The following is a 24,329-nucleotide window of genomic DNA, read 5'->3' as shown; positions in this document are numbered from 1 at the left end:
TTTTAGTATATCTAAATTAATTTAAAACTTGTATTCTCCCAAAGGTTTTGGAAATTCTTCTGGATTTGCTGCCAAATGATAACGAGGATCGTCAATATCCTCTACAATAATATCTTTAAAAATAGGACTAGATTTATATAACAACAATTTACAGTCTTCACTTAAATGTTTTAAAGTGATTTTTTTTCCTGCTTCATGGTATTTACCTACCAAACCAAAAATAGCTTCTATTGCAGAATGATCTGAAATACGCGCCTCTACAAAATCAATTTCCACATTTTCTGGATCTGTTTTTACATCAAATTTTTCGTTAAAAGCAGTAATACTTCCAAAGAAAAGTGGTCCCCAAATTTCATAAATTTTAGTTCCGTCTGCTTTGTAACGTTTTCTAGCTCTAATTTTCTTAGCATTTTCCCAGGCAAAAGCTAAAGCAGAAATAATTACACCCACAAAAACAGCAATTGCTAAATCGTAAATTACAGTAACCGAAGAAACCACAATTAAAACAAAAGCATCTGATTTTGGTATTTTCTTTAAAATTCTAAAACTAGACCAAGCAAACGTTTCTATAACCATCATAAACATTACGCCAACCAAAGCTGCAATAGGTACTTGCTCTATTAATTTATCTGTAAAAAGAATAAAGGTTAATAAAGTTAAAGCCATCATTATTCCAGATAAACGTCCTCTACCACCAGCATTAATATTAATTACGGTTTGTCCAATCATTCCACAACCACCTGTACCTCCAAAAAGACCGCTTAAAATATTTCCTGCACCTTGTGCAACACATTCTCTATTTCCGTTTCCTCTAGTTTCTGTAAGTTCATCTACTAAATTCATAGTCATTAAAGACTCTATTAAACCAACAGAAGCTGCTAAAAATGCATAGGGTAAAATAAACATTAAAGTATCCATATTAAATGGCAAATTACTCCAAAGATCTGTGTTTGGTGTTGGAAATTCGCCTTTTAAACCTGTACCACCACCTTCAATAATATAAGAACCAACTGTTGAAACCTCTATACCGGAAAAAACAACAACTAAAGTTGTAACTAAAATTGCCGTTAAAGCAGCAGGTATTTTTTTTGTAAGTTTTGGTAGTAACCAAATAATTGCCATAGTTAACCCTACTAAACCTAACATAATATACAATTCTGTACCTTGCATAAATGTACTTACATACTCTTTTACACCTTCTGAAGAAACTTGTAAGCTCTTGTGTGAAAACATTTTTACTTGTGCCCAAAAAATAACGATTGCTAATCCGTTTACGAAGCCCATCATAACAGAATGAGGAATTAAACGAACAAACTTTCCTATTTTTAAAACTCCGGCTAAAATCTGTATCACTCCCATTAAAATAACGCACGCCATTAAATAAAAGAAACCCATATTGTCTATTGGTGTATCAAAAAGCATCCCTTTTGTGTGGCCTTCTGCAATCATCGTTACAAAAATAACAGCTACAGCACCTGCCGCACCAGATATTAAACCTGGTCTACCACCAAAAACAGCTGTAATTAAACCGATGATAAACGCACCCGAAAGCGCCATTAATGGATCTATTTGTGCCACAAAAGCAAAGGCAACTACTTCTGGAATCATAGCTAATGATACTGTAATACCTGCTAAGACATCATCTTTTGCGTTGGGTGTAATTTTTTTAATAAACTCAGTCATAATATTTTGGTGATCTTTTTTACAAGTCGGCAAAGATAGAATGTTTTTCGAGAAAACTACATTTTTAGGTAAGTATCATAAACCAATTCTATGTTCTTGTAAGAATTTTGCAAAGCTTTTGTAATTTCTGCTGTACTTTTAAAACCAACTTCTGTAATACCTTCCTCTAACTGAGGAATTAATTTACCTTTAAAATTAGAACTCATTAAAAACCAAAAGGTTTCTTTCAATTTAATTTTCTCTTCAAAATAAACGTGATAAGTAGTTATTAAAGACGCTATTAATTTTAAATTCTGAATACCACACTCCTCTTCTACTTCCCTAACCGCTGTTTCTTCTATTGCTTCTCCTTTTTCGATTCTTCCTTTAGGTAAATCCCAAGTACCATTTCTAAAAATAAAAAGGACTTCTTTTTTATCATTTAGCACCAAACCACCAGCAGCAGAAACAACTTTTATATTCTGTAACAACTGTTGCCAACCTGCATCCAAATCTTGCACATACAAGTTTACTCCTTCTAATAAATTATTCTTTAATTTATATACAATTTCTTCGAATACAATATTTTTAAGAATATAAACAGGAAAGTTATTATCTTTTTGTTGAGAAGAAGTAACAATTATTGGTTTATCATTTACAAAAACTTTATACATTTGCGCTATGATTTTGAACAAAGATACTGCAAAAAAAACTGCTGAACTTTTACTGCAAGTAAAAGCGATTAAGTTGAACCCTAGTGAGCCTTTTAATTGGGCTTCTGGATGGAAATCTCCCATTTATTGCGACAATAGAGTTACACTTTCTTACCCACCTGTGCGTGTTTTCTTAAAAGAAGAAATGGCTAAAATAGTAGAAAAAGAATATGGCAAACCAGACGTTATTGCTGGTGTTGCAACTGGTGCAATTGCTATTGGTGTATTAGTGGCGCAAGAATTAGGCGTACCTTTTATATATGTAAGGCCAGAACCAAAAAAACACGGACGTAAAAACCAGATTGAAGGTCATTTAGAAAGTGGACAAAATGTGGTTGTTATAGAAGATTTAATTAGCACAGGAAATAGTAGTTTAAATGCAGTTGATGCATTAAAAGAAGCGGGCGCAGTTGTTAAAGGTATGGTGGCTATCTTTTCATATGGTTTTGATATTGCTAGAGAGAATTTTAAAACTAAAAATTTAGATTTAGTTACATTAAGCAACTACAACAACCTACTAGAACAAGCTTTAGATAGCAACTACATTTCTGAGAAAGAAGTTTTGTTATTACAAGAATGGCGAGAAAGCCCAAGCACTTGGCAACAATAAAAATAGATAAAAATGAATATTGAAGGAAGTACAGTTACTCTGCATAAAACGCAGGAAGAAACATTTAATTTTTTTAGTGATTTAAATAATTTTGGAAAAATTATGCCCGAAAACATCAATAAATTTGAAGTTGATGGCGACTCTTTTCTTTTTGGACTGCCAGGTATGCCAGAAATTAGATTGGTATTAAAAGACAAAACACCTTTTTCTAGTATTATCTTAGGTGCTGCTAGTAGCAAATTACCTTTTACTTTGGCTGCAGATTTTAATGCAATAGAAACGAATAAAACAAGTGTTACTTTAAAGTTTGATGGTGAGTTTAATGCAATGATGGCAATGATGATTAAAAAACCATTAACCAAATTTGTAACTACATTAACAGAAAATATTGAAAAAATTTAAAGGAAGGCGATTTCCTTAATTCCGTATTCTTTTATCATACCATTCTCTAACTCTATTTGAAGTTTTCCTGAATGGGATACACCAACAATTATCCCCATAAACACAACATTGTTGCTATCTTTAAACATAGTGGCAGTGTTTTTTTTATATAGATTGTTCATGTATTTATTTTCTAACAACTTAAACCTTTTAGCATTTAATAAAGTTATATTTTCTTGTATTTTTTTTATCAATTTATGTAAAAGTAAATCCAAATTAAATTCTTTATTAGCAATTAACTTTAAAGAACTTACTTTATTTAATTTTTTTGAAAATCCTGTTTGGTTTACATTTAAGCCAATACCAACAACAGACGATCGTATTTTTACACCCTTAAAATTATTTTCTAGTAATACTCCGCATATTTTTTGATTTGCTGACAGAATGTCGTTAGGCCATTTAATTTTTAAATTAGGTATATTTTCTTTCTCTAAAACATCAAAAATAGCAGCGGAAATGGCAAAATTTAAAAAATTTGCATTTCGTAATAATAGATCTGAGAAATAAATTAAAACACTAAATGTTAAGTTTTTATAAGGTTCAGAAAGCCAAACACTGTCTTGTTGCCCTTTGCCTTTTAGTTGCATATCTGTAACTATAACCGTAAAGTTTTCTAAGGTCATATTCTTTTCTAATTTCTTTAAAAAAGAATTAGTAGAATCCGTGGCATTAAGTTTGATTATTTTCAACTGTTAAATAAAGTGTAAAGTAGTTTAATAATACGCAAAATAATGATAAAAAAACAATAACTTTGCGTTTAAATTAGAATTAAATTAATGATTAATAAACAAGTAAGCTCAGACGATTTAATCGCTGTTATTATTCAAGGAATTGAAGAAGTTAAAGGAGAAGATATTCAATTACTAGACTTACGAGAAATAGAAAATACCGTGTGTGATTATTTTATAATTTGCTCTGGTAATTCTAACACACAGGTAAACGCAATTTCTGGTTCTGTACAAAAGTTGGTAAGTAAGCAACTTAAAGACAAGCCATGGCATATAGAAGGGCAAGGAAATTCTGAATGGATTTTAATGGATTATGTAAACATTGCAGTGCATGTTTTTCAGAAACACATTAGAGAATTTTATGACATCGAAAGCCTTTGGGGTGATGCAAAAATTACACAGATTACACCAGCTTAAACAATTATTTAAAAAAGTTATTGATTAAAAATGAACAAATCTAATAAAGAAAATAGCAACAACAATATACCTAAATTTAAATTTAATGCGTATTGGATTTACGGCGCAATATTTTTATTAATAATTGGTTTTCAGTTTTTTAGCAGTGGAGACTTAGCAACTAAAAGCATTTCTAAAAATGAATTTGCTGAAGTGTTAAGAGAAAATGATATTCAAAAAATTATTGTTGTAAATAAAAACATAGCACAGATTTTTATTAAAGATGAGGCTATGAAAAAAGCCAAATATCAAAAACTTAAAAACTCTGCTTTTTACAGACCAGGAGCTTCTCTTTATGAATATAATTTTGGAGATCTTCAAAACTTTGAAAATGATTTAGAGAAAGCTAGAGCTGAAAACGATTTAAGCTTCGATTTAAAAAACGAGAGTCAAACCAGCATGTTTGACACTATCTTAGGACTTTTACCATTCATCATACTTATTGCTATTTGGTTGTTCTTTATGAGAAGAATGTCTGGTGGTGGCGCTGGTGCAGGAGGTGGTGGACAAATATTTAGCATTGGAAAATCTAAAGCTAAATTATTTGATAAAGACACTAAAGTAAAAACAACTTTTGAAAACGTAGCCGGTTTAGAGGGTGCAAAAGAAGAAGTACAAGAAATTGTAGATTTCTTAAAAAATCCAGAGAAATATACATCTTTAGGAGGTAAAATACCAAAAGGCGCATTATTAGTAGGTCCTCCAGGAACTGGTAAAACTTTATTAGCCAAAGCAGTAGCAGGAGAAGCTGGTGTTCCTTTTTTCTCTTTATCTGGTTCAGATTTTGTAGAGATGTTTGTAGGTGTAGGTGCTTCTAGAGTTAGAGATTTATTTAAACAAGCAGCACAAAAATCACCTTCTATTATTTTTATTGATGAAATTGATGCTATTGGTAGAGCAAGAGGTAAAAATAGCATGACAGGTGGAAACGATGAACGTGAAAACACGTTAAACCAATTGTTAACGGAAATGGACGGTTTTGGCACAGATACCAATGTAATTGTTATTGCTGCAACAAACAGAGCAGATGTTTTAGATAGTGCTTTAATGCGTGCAGGTAGATTTGACAGACAAATTTATGTAGACCTTCCTAATATTAACGAAAGAAAACAAATTTTTGAAGTTCACATTAAACCTCTTAAATTGGCTGATGATGTTAATTTAGAATTCTTAGCACAACAAACTCCTGGTTTTTCTGGGGCAGATATTGCAAATATGTGTAACGAGTCTGCACTTATTGCGGCAAGACAAAGTAAAAAATCTATACATCACCAAGATTTTTTAGATGCTGTAGATAGAATTGTAGGTGGTTTAGAAAAGAAAAATAAAGTAATTACACCTAAAGAAAAAAAGGTAATTGCTTTTCATGAAGCAGGTCATGCTACCATAAGTTGGATGTTAGAACATGCTGCACCTTTGGTAAAAGTTACTATTGTACCTAGAGGACAATCTTTAGGAGCTGCTTGGTATTTGCCAGCAGAAAGAATGATTGTACAAACAGAACAAATGTTAGATGAAATGTGTGCTACTTTAGGAGGTAGAGCCGCAGAAAAAATTATCTTTAATAAAATTTCTACAGGAGCGTTAAGTGATTTAGAAAAAGTTACAAAACAAGCAAGAGCTATGGTAACCGTTTACGGTTTAAATGATGAGGTTGGAAACATAACCTACTATGACTCTTCTGGTAATGATGCTTTTGTAAAACCTTATAGTGACGATACTGCAAAGAAAATAGATTCTGAGATTTCTAAAATGATAGAAGCGCAATATGACAGAGCCATACAAATATTAGAAGAAAACAAAGAAAAATTAACAACCTTGGCAGAGCTATTGCTAGAAAAAGAAGTTATTTTTAAGGATGATCTTTTAAAAATATTTGGTAAAAGACCTTTTGAAGAACTGGAAATCGAAGTAAAGGAGGACAAAAAAGTTGAAGAAGAAATAAGCGCTACAGCAGTTGATAAAAAATCTGGAGAATAATTAGTGCTTTTTAATCAATAAAATGGATTTTTTAAAAAAACTTTTCAATTTACCTATTAAGGAAACTCAAGAAATTCAAAGACAAGAAGTAAAGCTTTCTTTAGATGACCTTTTTGTTCATAATTTTATCGACAAAGGAGGAAAATTCTTGTATTGCCAAAAGCAAGCGGAAGTTAAAGAAAATATTGCAAAAATTTTAATAGAAAATAATTGGAAAGAGTTATTTGTAAGAAATGATGATTTACTTAAATTTATAAACAGTAAAAACATAAAAACTACAAAAACAAACTCCAAATCATTACCATTTTTAACAACTTGTGAACACTTAATTTCAGATCATGGAGATATATTATTCTCTTCCAATCAGTTAAAAAGCACAAAATTATCAGAGTTATCAGAAAACTTTATTGTTTTTGCAACCACGAGCCAGTTAGTTAAAAATACAGGTGAAGGCTTAACAGGAATTAAAACCAACGCTAAAAACAACTTACCAACCAATATTTCTGCTGTAAAAAACTATAGTACTCAGAAAAATGAGGATAATTTTTTAAACTACGGAAACAGTAACACAAAAAACCTATATTTGCTGCTATTAGAAGATTTGTAATATGCGTAACCTTTTTAAAAGGAGTTTTTCTGGAGTTATCTATGTTACCCTATTTGTAGGCGCCATTCTTTTTTCAAAAGAATCTTACATAGTATTAGTGTCTATTTTCGGGCTTTTAGCAATATGGGAGCTTTCGAAAATGATTCAGTTTAAAAATATAATAGCATACTTACTATTTGGAATAACACTTTTTTTAATTTTAAAGCGAACTAATACTTATGCTACCTTACTTGTTTTAGGTATAAATATAATTTCATCCATATTCTTAATATATCAACTTTTTACCAAAAAGACAATTACATTTTCAACCGAAAGAGAAAAGCTAAGTTTAATACTAAGATATATTGTTTTTTCGTTTTGTTTTTTAATTTTATTACCATTTCAAAATGAGGAATACCACCCATATATAATGATTTGCTTCTTAATACTAATTTGGGTAAATGATAGTTTTGCTTTTTTAATGGGCAAAAACTTTGGCAAAACAAAACTTTTTGAAGCGGTTTCCCCTAAAAAAACACAAGAAGGCTTCCTTGGTGGATTAATTTTTGCATTAATAACCGCCTACATTATAAGTACTTTAAATAGCACTTTTAGCTTAATAGAGTGGCTAATTATTGCGATAATAATCTCTGTAATTGGGACAATTGGTGATTTGGTTGAATCTAAATTTAAAAGACAAGCCAAAGTAAAAGATAGCGGAAATATTATGCCAGGTCATGGTGGAATTTTAGATAGGCTAGATAGCTTGTTATTTGCTGCTCCGTTCGTATATTTGTATATAAATTATATTATTTAAAGAATGATTCGTTTCCACAAAGAAGGGTATAAAATTATTGTAATTACGTTTATTTTAGCCATAACAAGTATTTTATTAGCAGATAGGTTTATTGAAATATTCTGGCTACAAAAAATAGTACAAGTATTCATATTGGTTTTATTGGTAACTGTTCTTCAGTTTTTTAGAAACCCAACAAGAAAAACTGTTTTAGATGAAAATACTGTAGTAGCACCAGTAGATGGTAAAGTTGTTGTTATTGAAGAAGTAGAAGAACCTGAATATTTTAAAGACAAAAGATTACAGGTATCTATTTTTATGTCTCCTATAAATGTGCATGTAACTAGGTATGCAATGGGCGGAACAGTAAAATATAGTAAATATCATCCTGGTAAATATTTAGTTGCTTGGCATCCCAAAGCTTCCACAGAAAACGAAAGAACTACGGTGGTTTTAAATAATAGTTCCTTTGGAGAAGTATTGTATAGACAAATTGCAGGTGCCCTGGCAAAAAGAATTGTGAATTACGCCAAAAAAGATGACAAAGTTATTCAAGGTACAGATGCAGGTTTTATTAAATTTGGCTCTAGAGTAGATTTATATTTTCCCTTAGGAACAGAATTAACCATTAAGCTGGGAGATAAAGTTAAAGGAGGAACGCAAGTAATTGCTAAAAAATAAAAAATGTCAAAAGAGCTAGACCTAGCATTTAAAGAAGCATTTGATAAAATTTCTGATTTAAAAAAAGAAATTGCTCCCGATATAAAATTAAAATTCTACGCTTACTATAAAAAGGCAAATTATGGCAATAATTTTTCCTTAACAAAAACACCAAGTGTAAGAAACGCTTTTAAAATGAATGCATGGATGCAAGTAAAAAACATGTCTTCTGAAGAAGCCAAGAATGAATATATAAAATTAGCAAATTCAATTTTAAACAAAAAACAATAATATTATGAAAAAAGCACTTTTATTATTAGCCTTAATCTGTGTAGGATTCACATCTTGTAAGTCAGATTCAAAAAAAGAAAGTAAAACGAATGAAAATGAAAAAACAGCTGCGTTTTCATTAGAAAAAGCTGAAAATGAAATTAACTTTACTGCCTATAAATACACTGAAAAAACTCCAGTTGGTGGCCAGTTTAGACAAGTAAAAATTACTTCAGGCGGTAAAGGAAACACTATTAAAGAAGCGATTAACAATACAGAATTCTCTATTCCTATTAGCAGTTTATTTACTAAAAATTCAAGTAGAGATTATAAAATACAAAAATTCTTTTTTGGTGTTATGTCAAACACAAAATTATTATCTGGTAAATTAAATTTAGACACAGATACTACAGGAACAGCAACTATTTTAATGAATGACGTTTCTTACAAAGTTCCTTTTACATATACTATTTCAAACAAAACATTTACAATGAATGGTACTATGGATGTAAGCAATTGGAATGCATTAGATGCCCTAGCTTCTTTAAATAAAGTTTGTGAAGTTTTACATACAGGAACTGATGGAATATCTAAAACTTGGAGCGAAGTTGGTTTAAACATTACTTCAAAGTTTTAAACTTAAAACTTTAAGTTAAAAAAAAATACTATATTTGGCTATCAGTTATTTAATTGATAGCCATTTTTTGGCTACAATAAGTAGCTAAAACTTTTTTTACCCCTAAAATAATGACTAAAAAAATTACCCCTAATTTTTTAAGGCATATACTTGTCTTAATTATTTTTTTGCAATCATTTAATTTCTTTGCACAAAATAGTGTTTCCTTAAATGTAAACCGGCCGAAGTACTCAGGAGAGAATAAAATGGAAATTTTAAACCCTGCTGGCACCGTTGTTTTATCTATAACAGATAATTATGAAAATGCTACAGATAGCGCATTTTTAGATGAAGATGCTAATATAGTACCCTTGCCTGATGGCAGTTATACAACTGGAGTATACGATAATTATGTTGATGATTGGAATAGAACTGCCCCGCATGATAAAGTTTTTATAAACGGAAATGAAGAGTTTAATTTTGACGGAAACATCACTAACCATACCACTGTTAATGAAGAAATCACTTTAGATTTCCCTTTATTAATAGAGACTCCAGATAATGCATCTTTCAGTTATGATACTAACTCTTATCCAATTTCAGGAAGTGATCCAACACCAATAATTACAGGTGAATCTGGTGGAACATTTTCATCAACCTCTGGTTTAAGCATAAATAGTTCAACGGGATTAATAGATGTTTCAAACTCTAGCTTAGGTAGCTACACTGTAACGTATACTACAAATGCACCTGGACAAAATTCATCACAAGAAAATATAACTATTTCATTTGCAACTTCTCAATATTTTGACAGTTCTAAAAAATATATAGAATACATTCCTGGTACAATGCCAGTTATTATATCTGCACCTCATGGTGGAGTTTTACAGTCTGGCAGAAGTTTTGGTGGAATTTCTTATCCAGATAACGACAGGAGTTTGCCAGATAGAAGGTGTGGTACAAACGAACAAGATGACAATACAGATGTATTAATTAAAGAAATTCAAAAAAGGTGTTTTGAACAATTTGGTGAATACCCATATATTATTGTGAGTAATCTGCATAGAAGCAAACTAGATCCAAATAGAAATAAAAGTGTTGCTACATGTAATAATAGCACTGCTGGTCAATATTTTGATGCTTATCACAATTTTATAGACCAAGCAAGTGCAGATGTAACCACGAAGTTTGGTAAAGGTCTTTATATCGATTTACATGGACAAAGTCACTCTATACCAAGAGTGGAAGCTGGATATAATTTAACAAGGAATTCTTTTGACGAAAATTTGAATAACACAAGGACTAACGCAGTTGAATTATCACGAGTAACTATTAAAAATTTAATTGAAAATAATATTCAAAACTTAACTTTTGAAGATTTAATAAGAGGTTCTCAGAGTTTTGGTGGACTATTACAAACCACTGGAGGTGCGGAATATGCTGCTTTAGGACATTCAGGTTGTAGCAGAAATGTTGGTTACAGAACAGTACCTAGTCATATTTCTTCTGGTAATAGTCAAGGTAATTGTGATGATACAAACCCAGGTAACAATCCTTACTTTGCTGGCGATTACTACAGTAACATAAGGCATGGTTCTGGAGATACAAATAGAGCAAATACAGTTGTACAAGGTGGAGGAACTGTAAACGGTGGTGGTGGAACTATTGATGGTATAATGACAGAAGTAAATAGAAGAGTAAGAGATATGGGTACTCTTTTAACTGCATATGATGGCAGACAAGATTCAAGATCTTCTACCATACCATTTTTTGCTAGAGACTATGCACAGGTTATAGAAAAATACATCGACTTGCATTACAACGATTTTTCAAATTTTAGTTATGCATCTTCTAGTTACGATGTTTCTGACACCAACCCAACTCCCACAATTAATGGAATTTCTGGAGGTATTTTTACCGCTAATTCAGGATTAGTCATAAATGCGAATACTGGAGAAATAGATTTATCAAATTCTAATGCAGGCAATTATATTGTTACTTATAATGCCCCAAATATAACTAAATATTATAGTAAAGAATTCAATATTAGCATTACAGGCACTGTTTTAGATGATGCTAGTTTTCTTTATCCTATCAAAGAAACTTGTACAACCGAATTAAATTTAACTCCTACAATTACAGGTGAATCTGGCGGATTATTTTCATCAACTGTTGGCTTGGTTATCGATTTTTCAACAGGTGTTATTGACGTTTCTAATTCCATTCCAGGAACATATACTGTAACCTATACTACACAAAACCCTGGCTCAAATTCGGAAACAGATACTATTACCATATATCAAAGCCCGGTTTTAGAAATTAATAATCCTGCTGCTGTTTGTAGTCCTTCAAATATAGATTTAACTGCCAATGCAATTACAAACGGAAGTTCTGCAGGAACTTTGTCTTATTTTCTAGATGCAAATGCAACCTCTAGCTTAGCAAACCCAAATCAAGTAAATACTTCTGGAACTTATTTTATAAAACTTACAAATGATCTTACTGGCTGCGAAACTGTTAAGCCTGTTGAAGTTATTATTAACGAAAGTCCAGTTTTAGAAATTAATAATCCTGCTGCTGTTTGTAGTCCTTCATCTGTAGATTTAACTGCTAATGCAATTACAAACGGAAGTTCTGCAGGAACTTTGTCTTATTATTCAGATGCAAATGCAACTTCTAGCTTAGCAAATCCAAATCGAGTAAATACTTCTGGAACTTATTTTATTAAACTTACAAATGATCTTACTGGTTGCGAAACTGTTAAGCCTGTTGAAGTTCTTATTAACGAAAGTCCGGTTTTAGAAATTAATAATCCTGCTGCTGTTTGTAGTCCTTCATCTGTAGATTTAACGGCTAATGCAATTACAAACGGAAGTTCTACAGGAACTTTGTCTTATTTTTCAGATGCAAATGCAACTTCTAGCTTAGCAAATCCAAATCGAGTAAATACATCTGGAACTTATTTTATCAAACTTACAAATGATCTTACAGGTTGTGAAACTGTTAAGCCTGTTGAAGTTATTATTAACGAAAGTCCGGTTATTACAGATAATTTTCCTGCTAACAACGCCTTAGATATCGCTATTAATGGCAATTTAACAATTACTTTTTCTGAAAATATTTTAGCAGCTAATGGAAGTTTATCTATAATAAATGCCGCTAATAACAATATTGTAGAAACCATTTCAGCAACAGCTACATCTATTACAAACAACATTGTTAGTATTGCGCCAAACACTAATTTAACTTTAAATACATCTTATTATATTGAAATATCTAGTACGGCGTTTACCAATTTGTCTGGTTGTTTCTTTAGTGGTATTGATAACACTGTTTGGAATTTCACAACAGTTAAAAATCAAAACAACAGTTTTTTACCTATTAATGGATTTTGGTCCTTAGATTCTAACTGGAGTTTAGGAAGGAAACCTATTGCAACAGATAATGTAGAAATAGCAAATGGAAGAAACGTCACATTAGAAAATAGCTCTGCTGTTGTAAACAATTTAAATGTTGAGGGAATTTTTAACTTGTCTAAAAACAAAGGATTAACCATTAATGGAGACGTTAATAATACTGGTGCTTTTACTATAAATTCTGGAGCTTCGCTAATAATATTAGGAAATGCCAATGGTAATTTCACCTATAAAAGAACCTTAGAAGCTAATAAATGGTATTTGGTTGGTTCACCTGTATCTGGACAAAGTGTAGTGGATTTTATAAACGCAAATCCTAATATTTCAAGAGGTTCTGGCACAGGAAATGATCAAAATATCGCGTTTGCACCTTATAACAACAATACAGCAAATATAAATGAAAAATGGACCTATTATAAAGTAGGACAAGTTGATCCTTTAAACGAAACAAATACTTCAGATATAATAGCTGCTGGAAAAGGTTATAGCATAAGGTTATCTTCCCCTAGTGATATTACCTTTGTAGGAACATTAGATACACAAAATATTACGGAGGCAACTACGAGCAACATCAGTGCCTATAATTTAATAGCAAACCCATACCCTAGTTACATTAATAGTGCAGATTTTTTATTAGCAAATAGTGGTGTAGCCAAAAGTTTAAAATCACAAACACTTTGGGTTTGGAATAATGAATTGAATAATGGTTTAGGTGCTTATGAAACAAAAATTACATTAGATAATTTTAGCATTGCACCTGGGCAGGCCTTTTTTGTTGAAGTAGATAATAATTTAAGCACTAATTTTAGCAACTCAAATCAAAATCATTTGGAAACCGATACTTTCTTAAAGACTGAAAAATCAGAAATTAAGATAAACGTATCTGACACTACAAATGAAAAGTATGCACAAGTTTATTTTGTAGATGGTGCTACAACTGATTATGATAATGGTTACGATGGTGAAGTTTTTAATGGTATTTCTTCTAATTTTGAAGTATATACAAGTTTAACTTCTAAGGATTCTGATAAAAGATTAAGCATACAATCTTTGCCAAGTAATAGTGTGTATGATGCTGTAATTCCATTAAAAATTAATGCATCTTCAGAAAAAGAGGTTACTATTTCTGTGTCACAAACTAATTTACCTAACGGGATTTCAATTTATGTTGAAGATAAGCTAAACAACAAGTTTATAAAGCTATATGGTAAAAACAATAGTTATCAATTTGTTTATACTACAGAAATGAAAAACAGTGAAAACTTTTTTATTCATACTAGTGGCAAGGCATTAAATGCAACAATTGATGCTTTTGAAAATGCGCAAATTTTTAATGTAAATAATACGCTGTTTGTAAACGGAATAAACGCAGATTACATTAAACTAGAGTTATATTCTCTTTTAGGTAAAGTCGTTTATTCTAAATTATTTAACTCTAATGGCACTTACAACACTAAATTGCCAAACTTACCAGCAGGAGTTTATCTAGTTAAAATAAAAAAAGATTTTAAAGAGATTACAAAAAAAATTATTCTAGAATAAACACAAATTATAGAAATGAATCCCAATAAAGAAAAGAAAATAACAAGAGAAGAAGCCATAAAAAAAATTGGTAATTATGGCAAATATGCTGTGCTAACTGCATTAGGCACCTATCTAATTTTAAATCCGCAAAAAGCACAAGCACAATCTCCTGCTAGACCAGGTGCAAATTTTTAAAATTAACTATGACGCTAACTTTTTTTTAGTAGAATTGTTAAAACAAATAGTATAAGGCTAAAAACATGAGAAAAAGATAATGTTTTACCCTATATTAAAATATCTTACAGTTTTTAAAGTAAAAATCCCCAGATGCTTTAAAATGTAAGTGTAAAAGACGAATCTTAAGTGATTCGTCTTTTTCTTATAAACTTTTTAAAGCTTCTTTTAATGTTGGATAATTAAAAGTATATGTCTTTTCTATTTTTTTAGAAGACAATTTGCTACCTTCTAATAAAATTACAGCCAACTCTCCAAAAACTAATTTTAATAAAAAACCAGGCACAGCAATTGGTAAAAAAGGTCTTTTAATTACGTTTGCCAATATCTTAGAAAAAGTTTTACTTGTATGAAATTCAGGAGCAACTGTATTATATGTGCCATTAAACTCCTCTTCTACTGCTTTTACATAAATACCGCACAAATCGTCAATATGAATCCAAGATAAATATTGATTACCAGAACCTAAAGGGGAAACTATTGGGGTTTTCATTTTTTCTAATGCGCCACCTTTTTGAGACAACACAATACCTGTTCTTAAAATGGTTACAGGTATCTCTAATTTAGAAAACTGATTTGCGGCAGCTTCCCATTTTACACAAACATCTCCTAAAAAATCTTCGCCAGCATTGTGTTCTTCTGTATAAATAGTATCCGTAGTTTTTGCTCCATAAAAATTACTTCCAGAAGCAGAAATAAATCCTTTTAAAGCAATATTATGTTCTTTAATTTTATCAAACAATAAATTTGCAGTTGCCACTCTACTGTCTATTATTACTTTTTTACGATCTGCTGTCCAGCGTTTATCTGCAATTCCTGCACCCGCTAAATGAATAATATAATCTATATTTTCAAGTGCTTTTTCATCAACATAACTTTTAGAATAATCCCAGTGAAACTCGTTTTTTGCATTTGGGTTTCTTGTAAGAATTCTTACTTCGTGATTTTTCTCTAAAAGTAACGCTGTTAAACGGGTACCAACTAAACCTGTACCTCCTGTAATTAGTATTTTAGCCATAGTGTAAAGATAAAAAACCGTAATCTTAACAGATTACGGTTTTACTTAAAAATAAGTTAAGATAATTATTTATTTCACCTCTTTTAACGTATTTGTAATTAGTGTTTTTAAGTGAGTTTTATGTGCTTTTGTAGCAACATTACCTCTATTATTACTCACCCAAGTTTTAATAGTATTTAAATTATAAATAGCCATAGATTTTGCAGCTACAGAATATCTACTACTTGTTCTGCCAGAAATAACGCTAATTAAACCTTTGGTATAGGCAGCTTGTAAATTTTGTCTGAATGAATTTACACTGCCATAAATATCTTGTTTAAACATAGCGTTGTTTAAATCTGTCATGTAAGTAGACAATTTGTATTCATTCCCATATAATTCAGAATTTGTAATTCTCTGTAAGGTATTTGGATGCATAATATGCGCCAAAACTCTAGTTTGATAACTTAAAACTTGTTCGTGAATTTTAGGATCTTCTGGACCACCAAAGAAATTGTAACCTCTTCTTTGTCTTGCCAAATAATTATACAAATCTTTTGGAGCTGTAAAAGCATCTGGCGCAAAAACATATTTTTTTAAGGCATTCATTGCTCTTTTTTGATCTTGTAAACTTACAGGTGTATAAGGTTGTGTTGCACCTTTTTGATTTGGCTGAGCTCTATCTACATAAACACCACCAATAAATCTAGAAATAACACCTGCAGCCGTTGCTGCTTGACCGCTTAAAATATAATAAGCTTGCCTTAATTGCTCATAAGACTCTCCTTTATTTGCAAAACGAAGTTTCACATCTTTCATCATTTTATTTACCAACTCTATTCTATCTACAGAATATCTAATTTGGTCATTAGACAAATCTCCAATCATAACTCTTGGATCAATTGCTTTACCAGGAGCACGCATATCATCTGCATCATTACCAAAAATTAATTGTGGCTCTGTAGACCTTTCTAATAATGTGTTCTTTTCTGCATCGTTTTTAAAAGGTGTGTAGCCAAATTGAATTGCCCAAATATCATAAGGACCAACAGCCATGTCATAATATTGGCCTTGCTTGCTTCTATCTGTTGTTAAATTAATTCCTGCATAATCCATTACAGAACCTGTTAACGCTTTTCCTTTAATAAAATTAGCATCTGCTAATTGCTCTGGAGAAAATAACTGACTGGCCTTCATATTATGATTCAACCCTAAAGTATGCCCTACTTCATGCATTATTAAAGATTTCATACCTTCTTTTTTCATGCCTTCCATTTCTAAATCTGATGCACCTGCAGCAGCCAATACTGCTTGACCAAATAACGTATTTTCATGCATTAAATGCCCTTTAGAACAATACAAATGATTGTTCTTATTTTTAAAAAAGTTCGCTTTCTCCTCTTCTTCTGTTAAAATGTTTAAGCTTAACGCAGCTGCATTATTAAAAATTCTATCATAATACACTCTATTTGTAAAATGTACATATTCTAACATAATGTCAGATCCTAAAATTTCTCCAGTTCTTGGGTTTACAAAACTTGGTCCATAACCACCAAAAGGTGGGTTTGGAGAAGATGTCCATCTTAACACATTATAACGTACATCTCCAGCATCCCAAGTTGCAGTATCTGATTGTACTTTTACCTCCATTGCATTTTTAAAACCAGCTTTTTCAAAAGCTTCATTCCAAGCTAAAACACCTTCTTTTATGGTTTCTCTAAACTCTAAAGGCGTTGAGTTTTCTATCCACCAGGTTATGGGTTTCACAGGTTCAGAAATTACTGCATTTGGGTTTTTCTTCACCAATTTCCAACGGTGAATAAAATCTCTATAATTTACAACATCTGTAGAAGTCATATCATTAGTTTCTGTTGTAAAGTAACCAACTCTAGCATCATCCAAACGCGTTTCATAATCATCTTCTGGCATATTCATAAAGGTGTGAAACACTTTTATAGAAACATTTCTGCCATCTGTAACTGCTTTTCCTCCACCATTTACTACAGAAGGATTGCTATACACATATTCTGTTTTAACATTGGTGTTTTCTGGGTAATTCTTAATTTCTTCAATTTTAGATTTACTTTTATCTAGTCTTCCTAAAGAAAAACTAAATGGTGATTGCCCTGGAAATCTAGGACTTTTTACTCTTGTAAAGGTTTCTGATAAAAATAAACCGTCTGCCGCAATCAAAAATTCTCCTGTTTTTTCATCTTCTGCTAAAATTTTACCTGCAGCAATTACAGCGTCACTAATGTTTGCCTTTGATGATTTAGAAATTGGATTATTTTCATCGAAATAAAAGGCCGTATTTGGAGCCACAAACTCTAAACGGTTAAAGTATTTTTTCAAATGAAAAACAGAAGAACCATTGTAAGAACCTCTAAATTGACCTGCCTCTGTAACACCATCTGCAATCTGAGAAAAATAAATAAAATCTTTATTTAGTTGTTCTTTTTTAATTAGCAGTTTTGTTGCTCCTGTTACTGTATCTTGATAAATGGTAAATAAACCCGTAATTTTTTTACTACTTTTTGTTAAATCTTTTATAGATTTCCCTTTCTTTTTAGACGTTGGTTTTTTTACTGCTGTCTTTTTAACTGCTTCTTTTTTCTTTTTCCAAAATTGTGCGCTTGTCTCTTGAACTCCTAAAAAAGAAAATGTTAGAAATAATATTCCTATTATTTTTACTGAATTAAATGGCTTTGATTTCATAATGAATTTTGTCTGGTTAAATAATTTACCAAATTAATTATACTGATTTTACTTCTTGTTAATTAAATAATAAAATTATGCTCTTCAATAAATTCAACTTAATTATTTAAGAAAGTACAAATCAGGAGAAATAAAATTTCATAATCTTAAGAAATATTAAAGCTATGTTAATGTTTTCTAACGTACTTAATAAAGCCGTATTTTTATACTGATGAAAAATAAAAGCAATAGAAAAGGGTTTGTTTTTAAAACCTATGAAGCCGCAAATGTTTCCCCTTTTGAAAAACTTTTCGAAATTTTTAAGGAACTAATTACGCACACTTCTGGCGATTTTGATGAAGCCATAGATTGGTTGCGTTCTTTGGACAAAGAATATAGTTTAACCGACGAAAATTATACCATTGACGATTTTATTGAAGACTTAAAAAAGAAAGGTTATATAAAAGAAGAGATTAAAGGAGATGGAACTGGAGGTACAAAAATTACTCCTAAAACAGAACGTGCTATTCGTCAACAGGCATTAAACGCAATTTTTGGTAAGATTAAAAGAAGTGGCGCTGGAAACCATAAGAGTAAATCTCCTGGTATTGGTGATGAACATACTGGAGATTTTAGAGCTTATCAATTTGGTGATGCATTAGACAAAGTTTCTGTAACAGAAAGCATAAGAAACGCACAAATTAATAATGGAATTGATAATTTTAATTTAACTGAAAACGATTTGGTGGTTGAAGAAACACTTCACAAAAGCCAAATGAGTACCGTTTTAATGATTGATATTAGTCATTCTATGATTTTGTATGGTGAAGATAGAATTACACCTGCCAAAAAAGTAGCTATGGCTTTGGCAGAATTAATTACAACACGTTACCCAAAAGACACCTTAGATATTATTGTTTTTGGTAATGATGCTTGGTCTATTAAAATTAAAGATTTGCCTTATTTACAAGTTGGTCCTTACCATACAAATACAGTGGCTGGTTTAAATTTAGCTATGGATCTACTGCGTAGAAAAAGAAATACCAACAAACAAATTTTTATGATTACAGATGGTAAACCAAGTTGTTTGCGTTTGCCAGATGGACAATATTACAAAAACAGTAATGGTTTAGACAAACACATTGTAAATAAGTGTTATGCAATGGCGCAACAAGCCAGAAAGTTGCATATACCCATTACTACTTTTATGATTGCACAAGACCCATATTTAATGCAATTTGTAAGAGCTTTTACACAAGCAAACCAAGGAAAAGCATTTTACACAGGCTTAAAGGGTTTAGGTGAAATGATTTTTGAAGATTATGAAACAAATAGAAAGAAGAGAATTAAGGGGTAAAATCCCATCCAACCTTCCCAAAGAGAAGGGTTTTAGTTAGTTCCCATCTGCCCTAAAGGGCATCTTCCCAAAGGGAAGAGTTGAGCAAGTTTGGAAAAAATCTTAACCTAATATTTAAAATGAAAATATTTCATAAAGATAAACATAACAGTTCCCTTTCCTTCGGAAAGGGTTAGGGATAGGATTAAATCCCATCTGCCCTTTAGAGCATCTTCCCAAAGGGAAGAACTGAGCAAGTTTGCTAATGAAGTATTAAAAAAAAGAACATACAAATAAACACAACAGTTTCCTTTCTAAGCCTGTATTGAGCGCAGTCGAAATGGAAAGGACTAAGGACAGGAAAAAATGATAGAAAACATTAAAACGTTAGGAGAATTAAAAAAGGCAGGTTATATCTCAAAATCTATTAAAGACGAATTGCGTGAAAACTTAATCAGTAAAATGATGAGTAAAGAAACTGTCTTTAAAGGAGTTCATGGTTATGAAAACACCGTAATTCCTGAATTAGAAAGAGCCATTTTAAGTAAACATAATATTAACTTATTAGGTTTACGTGGCCAAGCAAAAACACGTTTGGCCAGATTAATGGTTACACTTTTAGATGAGTACATTCCTGTTGTAAAAGGTTCAGAAATTAATGACGATCCATTACACCCAATTTCTAGATTTGCAACAGAATTAATTGCAGAAAAAGGAGATGAAACACCAATTAGTTGGTTACACAGAGATGACCGTTTTGCAGAAAAATTAGCCACACCAGATGTTACTGTAGCAGATATTATTGGTGATGTAGATCCCATAAAAGCCGCAAATTTAAAATTATCTTATGCAGATGATCGTGTTATTCACTATGGAATGATTCCAAGAGCAAACCGCTGTATTTTTGTAATTAACGAATTGCCAGATTTACAAGCGAGAATACAGGTTGCGTTATTTAATATTCTGCAAGAAGGCGATATTCAAATTAGAGGCTTTAAATTACGCCTGCCTTTAGATATGCAATTTGTGTTTACTGCAAATCCAGAAGATTATACCAACAGAGGTAGTATTGTAACCCCTTTAAAAGACAGAATTGGTTCGCAAATTTTAACGCATTATCCTGAAAATATAGAAACTGCCAAAATTATTACCCAACAAGAAACTAGTAAAGCAAGTGCACAAAAAGAGTTTATAAAAGTGCCAGAATTGGCTAAAGATTTGTTAGAACAAGTTGTTTTTGAGGCTAGAGAAAGCGAATATATTGATGCAAAAAGTGGGGTTAGTGCACGTTTAAGTATTACTGCTTTTGAAAATCTATTAAGTACTGCAGAACGCAGAGCTTTACTTTCTGGCGATGCAGAAACCATGATTCGCTTAAATGATTTTGATGGAATTATCCCTGCAATTACAGGAAAAGTAGAATTGGTTTACGAGGGTGAGCAAGAAGGTGCACATGTTGTTGCAGAAACATTAATTAAAAAAGCAATTACCACCTTATTTCCTCAATATTTTACTGAAATAAAGAAATTAGAAAAGCAAGGTGAAGAAACACCTTATGATGAAATTGTATCTTGGTTTTTTAACGCAGAAGAAGATTTTGAGTTATTAGATGATTATACAGAAATGCAGTATAAAGCAGAATTGGATAAAATTACACCTTTAGATAAATTTATAAAAGAACAACAACCCAATCTTAATGAAACCGATTCTTATTTTATGAAAGAATTTGTATTATGGGCTTTGGTTGAATTTAAAAAATTAAGCAAACAAAGGTTTACAGAAGGTACTCAATTTAAAGATCCTTATGGTAGTTTTATGAGTGGATTATAAAATTTTATTTTCCATTTCATTCAATCAAATAATTAGCTATTCATTTTACCTTTAAGGATTGTAAACACTTAAAGGTAAAATTTAGTAGCAATCTGTTTTTATTTGTCCATTCTCTAGAAATTTATCTAAATCGGTATTTAGATTCTCTTTAATCATTTCTCTTAAAACTTCAAAAACCCCTTTTTGCATGGCTAAAGAGCCACATATTAAAATACTACTCTTTTGTTGTAATGCTTTAATTATAAAACTTTTTTGAGTTTTTAAAACATCTTGCACATAAACTGTAGCTTCTTCTTCCCTAGAATAAGCAGAATATAAAGAAGTTAACTGTTCTTTTTTAATAGCAGTTTCTATACTATTTTTATAAATTTCAAAAGATTTTTTTGCTCTTCCTCCCCAAAACAAATGAATTTTAGTCTTCTTATTTTCATTAATCATGCCTAAAAAAGGAGCTATTCCTGTGCCGTTTGCAATTAAAATAACCTCTTTTGCTTTTTTGGGAAAATGAAATTCTTTATTAACTTGAACTGCCGCCAAAACCTCATCTCCTTTATTTAAGCTACTTAAATAGCTTGAACAAACACCAAATTGATGTTTTTTAATACTCAATAAAATATGTTTATTTACTTTTGCTATGGAATAAAAACGCTTATTAGTTTCATTTTGTGGCACTAAACCAAGTAAATCTCCAGAAGAAAACTTTACCTTTTCTGTTGGTTTTAGCTCCATTAAAAAAGTATCATCTTCATTTATTTTTGATTTACTAATTACTTTAAACACAACTTTCTTTTCGGTTGTAATTGTTGTATTTTTTTCCGGCACTTCTAACGCCAACTTATAAATTGCGCTCCATTTTAAAACCCAAGCATTAAATTCAGCATAAGATTGATTATTTATTTTATACAAAGGCAACATTGCTATAAATTGAGTTACCAATTGTAAATTAGCTTGTACCAATATTGCAAACTTGCAAAATTCAGGATAATTGGTAGAACCAAAACCAACAACTGCAAATTTAAGCGGATTTACGGGTTTAATTTCTTGTAGTTTTTTAATGAATTTATTTGCATTAGCAGGCGCAACTCCATCACCATAAGTAGCCGTAAAAACAAGAAGACTTGTAGCTTTTTTATAAGTTGAATAACTATTTAAATCTGCCATAAAAACCTTTTTATTTATCTTTAATAATGCCCGTGTAAAAGCTATAGCAAATTGATTTGTACTGCCTGTTTCTGAACCTACTAACACTATAAATTCAGCTTCATCTTTTGTAAACAGATTTTTAAAATGATCTGTATTTTTTCTTCGTTTTAAAGTCATATAAAACCCAGAGTAGATAAAAAATAAAATTGCCAAGCAAGAAATTAATAATACAAGAGACCAAATTATATTGCCTTGCCCAGTATGCAAACTAAAACTGTAGCTAGAAAATAGACTAAGCAAACCCATTTTTTTCTCACTTACCAACTGCCCTGTATGTTGGTTTATTGCAATTTCTTTATCATCAAATTTTACAAAAAAATAATCTTCTTCATCTGTAGAAAAAGGAAATTCGATATAATTAATTTGATGAAGCGTAGTGTTTTTAAAAATAACAAAATCTGTAATAGGCTTTTTCTCCTTTTTTTCTGATGAATTTATTTTTTGATGTTTCGCCTGCTCTTTTGGCAAAACAGCAAAGCGTTCTAAAGAAAGGTAAACGCCTGTTAAGGTTATAATTATAATTGGAATTAAAAACCACCTACCTAAAACGATATGATAGTATTGATTAAAATTTTCTTTTACAATTTTAGAAAAAATCTTAGTAAAACCACCTTGCCTTTTTGCTATTAAAGTAGTGCCTGTAATGGTAATAAGAAAAAGTAATAACGAGAAGAAACCTACCAAAAAACGTCCTGTAGACTTCAAAAATAAAGAACGGTGTAAATTTGTAGCAAATTCAAAAATTGGCTTTTTAGTTAGTATATCGCCAACTTTTTTGCCTGTAAAAGGGTTTATATAAAACTGTTCACTATTGCCATCTTTAGTAATAACATCTGCAATAACGTTCTTATTGGCATCTATTTCTACCTTAATTACCTCTTCATACTTTTCTTTTAACGGGACTAAAGTTTGCGCAATTGTAACTTCCTCTAAATTAAACGTGTTGGATTTTAACTGATTTGAAATTGGTTCAAAAGCTAAAATTATTCCCGTAAGAGAAGCAATTATAATAAATAATGCAGAAGATATAGCCAGTGTTAAATGGCTATATCTCCATATAGAAATTGTCATATTTACTATTTTATTTTGGCATCATTCTTATATAACGAATAAACCCTTTTCCTTCTATTTTAGATTTTACATTGGTAGATGTTAATTCAAATTCTACATCGTCTTTATAATATTCTTGATCTTCTACTGCAGATTCAAAACGAATTTTATAGCCTTTATCTAATTTGTCATCTGGTATATTAATTACACTAATATTACGTTGCCCGCCACTAATAGTTGCCCCAGTTATTGCATCTATATCAGCTCGTTTTTTTCCTTGAAAATTCCACCATTCTGTAATGTCAAAATACCATTCATCATCATCTCCTTGCACATATAAAGTTTCTTCATATTTACCTTCTGGGTTTAATAATGAAATCACAATATAAGCACCTTCGCCTGTATAATTCTTCATCTGAATCATACATTTGTAAGGGCTGCTTTCTGCATATTTTTTAAAGCTGAATAATGCGAATTTCATCAGTAAAAAAACTGGAATTATTAAAACTAATCTTTTTGTTTTCATT

20 protein-coding genes are annotated in these 24,329 nt (G+C 30.9%); 13 read left to right on the top strand and 7 right to left on the bottom strand.

The features are described 5' to 3' along the window. Positions 1–21 precede the first annotated feature (21 nt). Positions 22–1,683 (bottom strand): SulP family inorganic anion transporter, encoded by a 1,662-nt coding sequence (locus tag Q0684_RS01805; RefSeq protein WP_299012316.1) that lies wholly within the window; start codon positions 1,681–1,683, stop codon positions 22–24. A 56-nt stretch (positions 1,684–1,739) separates the two neighbouring features. Next, positions 1,740–2,336, bottom strand: a complete 597-nt coding sequence (locus Q0684_RS01800) for an NUDIX domain-containing protein (protein ID WP_299012315.1) — start codon at positions 2,334–2,336, stop codon at positions 1,740–1,742. A 7-nt stretch (positions 2,337–2,343) separates the two neighbouring features. Between Q0684_RS01800 and pyrE the strand changes: the two genes are divergently transcribed. Both pyrE and Q0684_RS01790 read left to right on the top strand, forming a co-directional pair. Next, positions 2,344–2,985 carry an orotate phosphoribosyltransferase gene (gene pyrE / locus Q0684_RS01795; protein WP_299012314.1) on the top strand — a complete coding sequence of 214 codons (642 nt, stop codon included), beginning with the start codon at positions 2,344–2,346 and terminating at the stop codon, positions 2,983–2,985. A 12-nt stretch (positions 2,986–2,997) separates the two neighbouring features. Next, entirely contained in the window at positions 2,998–3,387 is a 390-nt protein-coding gene (locus Q0684_RS01790; RefSeq protein ID WP_299012313.1) for an SRPBCC family protein, read from the top strand. Here the strand turns inward: Q0684_RS01790 and Q0684_RS01785 are convergent. Further along, positions 3,384–4,115, bottom strand: coding sequence for a biotin--[acetyl-CoA-carboxylase] ligase (locus tag Q0684_RS01785; RefSeq protein ID WP_299012312.1), 732 nt, complete (start codon positions 4,113–4,115; stop codon positions 3,384–3,386). The two genes, Q0684_RS01790 and Q0684_RS01785, sit on opposite strands and share 4 nt — an antisense overlap. Before the next feature lie 87 nt (positions 4,116–4,202). On the opposite strand from Q0684_RS01785, the gene rsfS reads away from it, so the two are divergent. From rsfS to Q0684_RS01740, 9 genes are all read left to right on the top strand, one after another. Next, positions 4,203–4,571, top strand: coding sequence for a ribosome silencing factor (rsfS, locus tag Q0684_RS01780; protein WP_299012311.1), 369 nt, complete (start codon positions 4,203–4,205; stop codon positions 4,569–4,571). A gap of 30 nt (positions 4,572–4,601) precedes the next feature. Beyond that, the gene (ftsH, locus tag Q0684_RS01775) at positions 4,602–6,590 is read left to right on the top strand and encodes an ATP-dependent zinc metalloprotease FtsH (RefSeq protein ID WP_299012310.1); all 1,989 of its coding nucleotides are present in this window, start codon (positions 4,602–4,604) and stop codon (positions 6,588–6,590) included. A gap of 22 nt (positions 6,591–6,612) precedes the next feature. After that, the gene (locus Q0684_RS01770) at positions 6,613–7,197 is read left to right on the top strand and encodes an LUD domain-containing protein (protein WP_299012309.1); all 585 of its coding nucleotides are present in this window, start codon (positions 6,613–6,615) and stop codon (positions 7,195–7,197) included. 1 nt (position 7,198) lies between these two features. Continuing rightward, positions 7,199–7,993: a CDP-archaeol synthase gene (locus Q0684_RS01765; protein WP_299012308.1), complete on the top strand. Its 795-nt coding sequence runs from the start codon at positions 7,199–7,201 to the stop codon at positions 7,991–7,993. A gap of 3 nt (positions 7,994–7,996) precedes the next feature. Then, complete coding sequence (locus tag Q0684_RS01760; RefSeq protein WP_299012307.1) at positions 7,997–8,653, top strand: phosphatidylserine decarboxylase family protein; 657 nt, start codon at positions 7,997–7,999, stop codon at positions 8,651–8,653. Positions 8,654–8,656: 3 nt separating this feature from the next. Beyond that, on the top strand, positions 8,657–8,923 hold the full coding sequence (locus Q0684_RS01755) for an acyl-CoA-binding protein (protein WP_299012306.1): 267 nt from the start codon (positions 8,657–8,659) through the stop codon (positions 8,921–8,923). Positions 8,924–8,927: 4 nt separating this feature from the next. Beyond that, positions 8,928–9,539: a YceI family protein gene (locus Q0684_RS01750; RefSeq protein WP_299012305.1), complete on the top strand. Its 612-nt coding sequence runs from the start codon at positions 8,928–8,930 to the stop codon at positions 9,537–9,539. Between the two features lie 167 nt (positions 9,540–9,706). Continuing rightward, a complete protein-coding gene (locus tag Q0684_RS01745) occupies positions 9,707–14,476 on the top strand; it encodes an Ig-like domain-containing protein (protein WP_299012304.1) in 4,770 nt (1,589 codons plus the stop codon). A 15-nt stretch (positions 14,477–14,491) separates the two neighbouring features. Beyond that, positions 14,492–14,653, top strand: coding sequence for a hypothetical protein (locus tag Q0684_RS01740; RefSeq protein WP_299012303.1), 162 nt, complete (start codon positions 14,492–14,494; stop codon positions 14,651–14,653). 184 nt (positions 14,654–14,837) lie between these two features. Here the strand turns inward: Q0684_RS01740 and Q0684_RS01735 are convergent, their stop codons facing one another. Continuing rightward, on the bottom strand, positions 14,838–15,710 hold the full coding sequence (locus tag Q0684_RS01735) for a TIGR01777 family oxidoreductase (RefSeq protein WP_299012302.1): 873 nt from the start codon (positions 15,708–15,710) through the stop codon (positions 14,838–14,840). Positions 15,711–15,779: 69 nt separating this feature from the next. After that, positions 15,780–18,404: a zinc-dependent metalloprotease gene (locus tag Q0684_RS01730; RefSeq protein WP_299012301.1), complete on the bottom strand. Its 2,625-nt coding sequence runs from the start codon at positions 18,402–18,404 to the stop codon at positions 15,780–15,782. Between the two features lie 211 nt (positions 18,405–18,615). Between Q0684_RS01730 and Q0684_RS01725 the strand changes: the two genes are divergently transcribed. Both Q0684_RS01725 and Q0684_RS01720 read left to right on the top strand, forming a co-directional pair. Next, the gene (locus tag Q0684_RS01725; RefSeq protein ID WP_299012300.1) at positions 18,616–19,740 is read left to right on the top strand and encodes a VWA domain-containing protein; all 1,125 of its coding nucleotides are present in this window, start codon (positions 18,616–18,618) and stop codon (positions 19,738–19,740) included. Between the two features lie 345 nt (positions 19,741–20,085). Beyond that, positions 20,086–21,549, top strand: coding sequence for a magnesium chelatase (locus Q0684_RS01720; protein WP_299012299.1), 1,464 nt, complete (start codon positions 20,086–20,088; stop codon positions 21,547–21,549). Positions 21,550–21,630: 81 nt separating this feature from the next. Here the strand turns inward: Q0684_RS01720 and Q0684_RS01715 are convergent, their stop codons facing one another. Both Q0684_RS01715 and Q0684_RS01710 read right to left on the bottom strand, forming a co-directional pair. Then, positions 21,631–23,823, bottom strand: a complete 2,193-nt coding sequence (locus Q0684_RS01715) for a PepSY domain-containing protein (protein ID WP_299012298.1) — start codon at positions 23,821–23,823, stop codon at positions 21,631–21,633. A gap of 10 nt (positions 23,824–23,833) precedes the next feature. Further along, a complete protein-coding gene (locus Q0684_RS01710) occupies positions 23,834–24,328 on the bottom strand; it encodes a DUF2271 domain-containing protein (protein WP_299012297.1) in 495 nt (164 codons plus the stop codon). Position 24,329 lies beyond the last annotated feature (1 nt).

Source organism: uncultured Polaribacter sp. (assembly GCF_947503875.1).
Taxonomy (GTDB): Bacteria; Bacteroidota; Bacteroidia; order Flavobacteriales; family Flavobacteriaceae; genus Polaribacter.
Note: the sequence above shows the minus strand (reverse complement) of the source record. Positions and strands in the feature narration are given on the sequence as shown.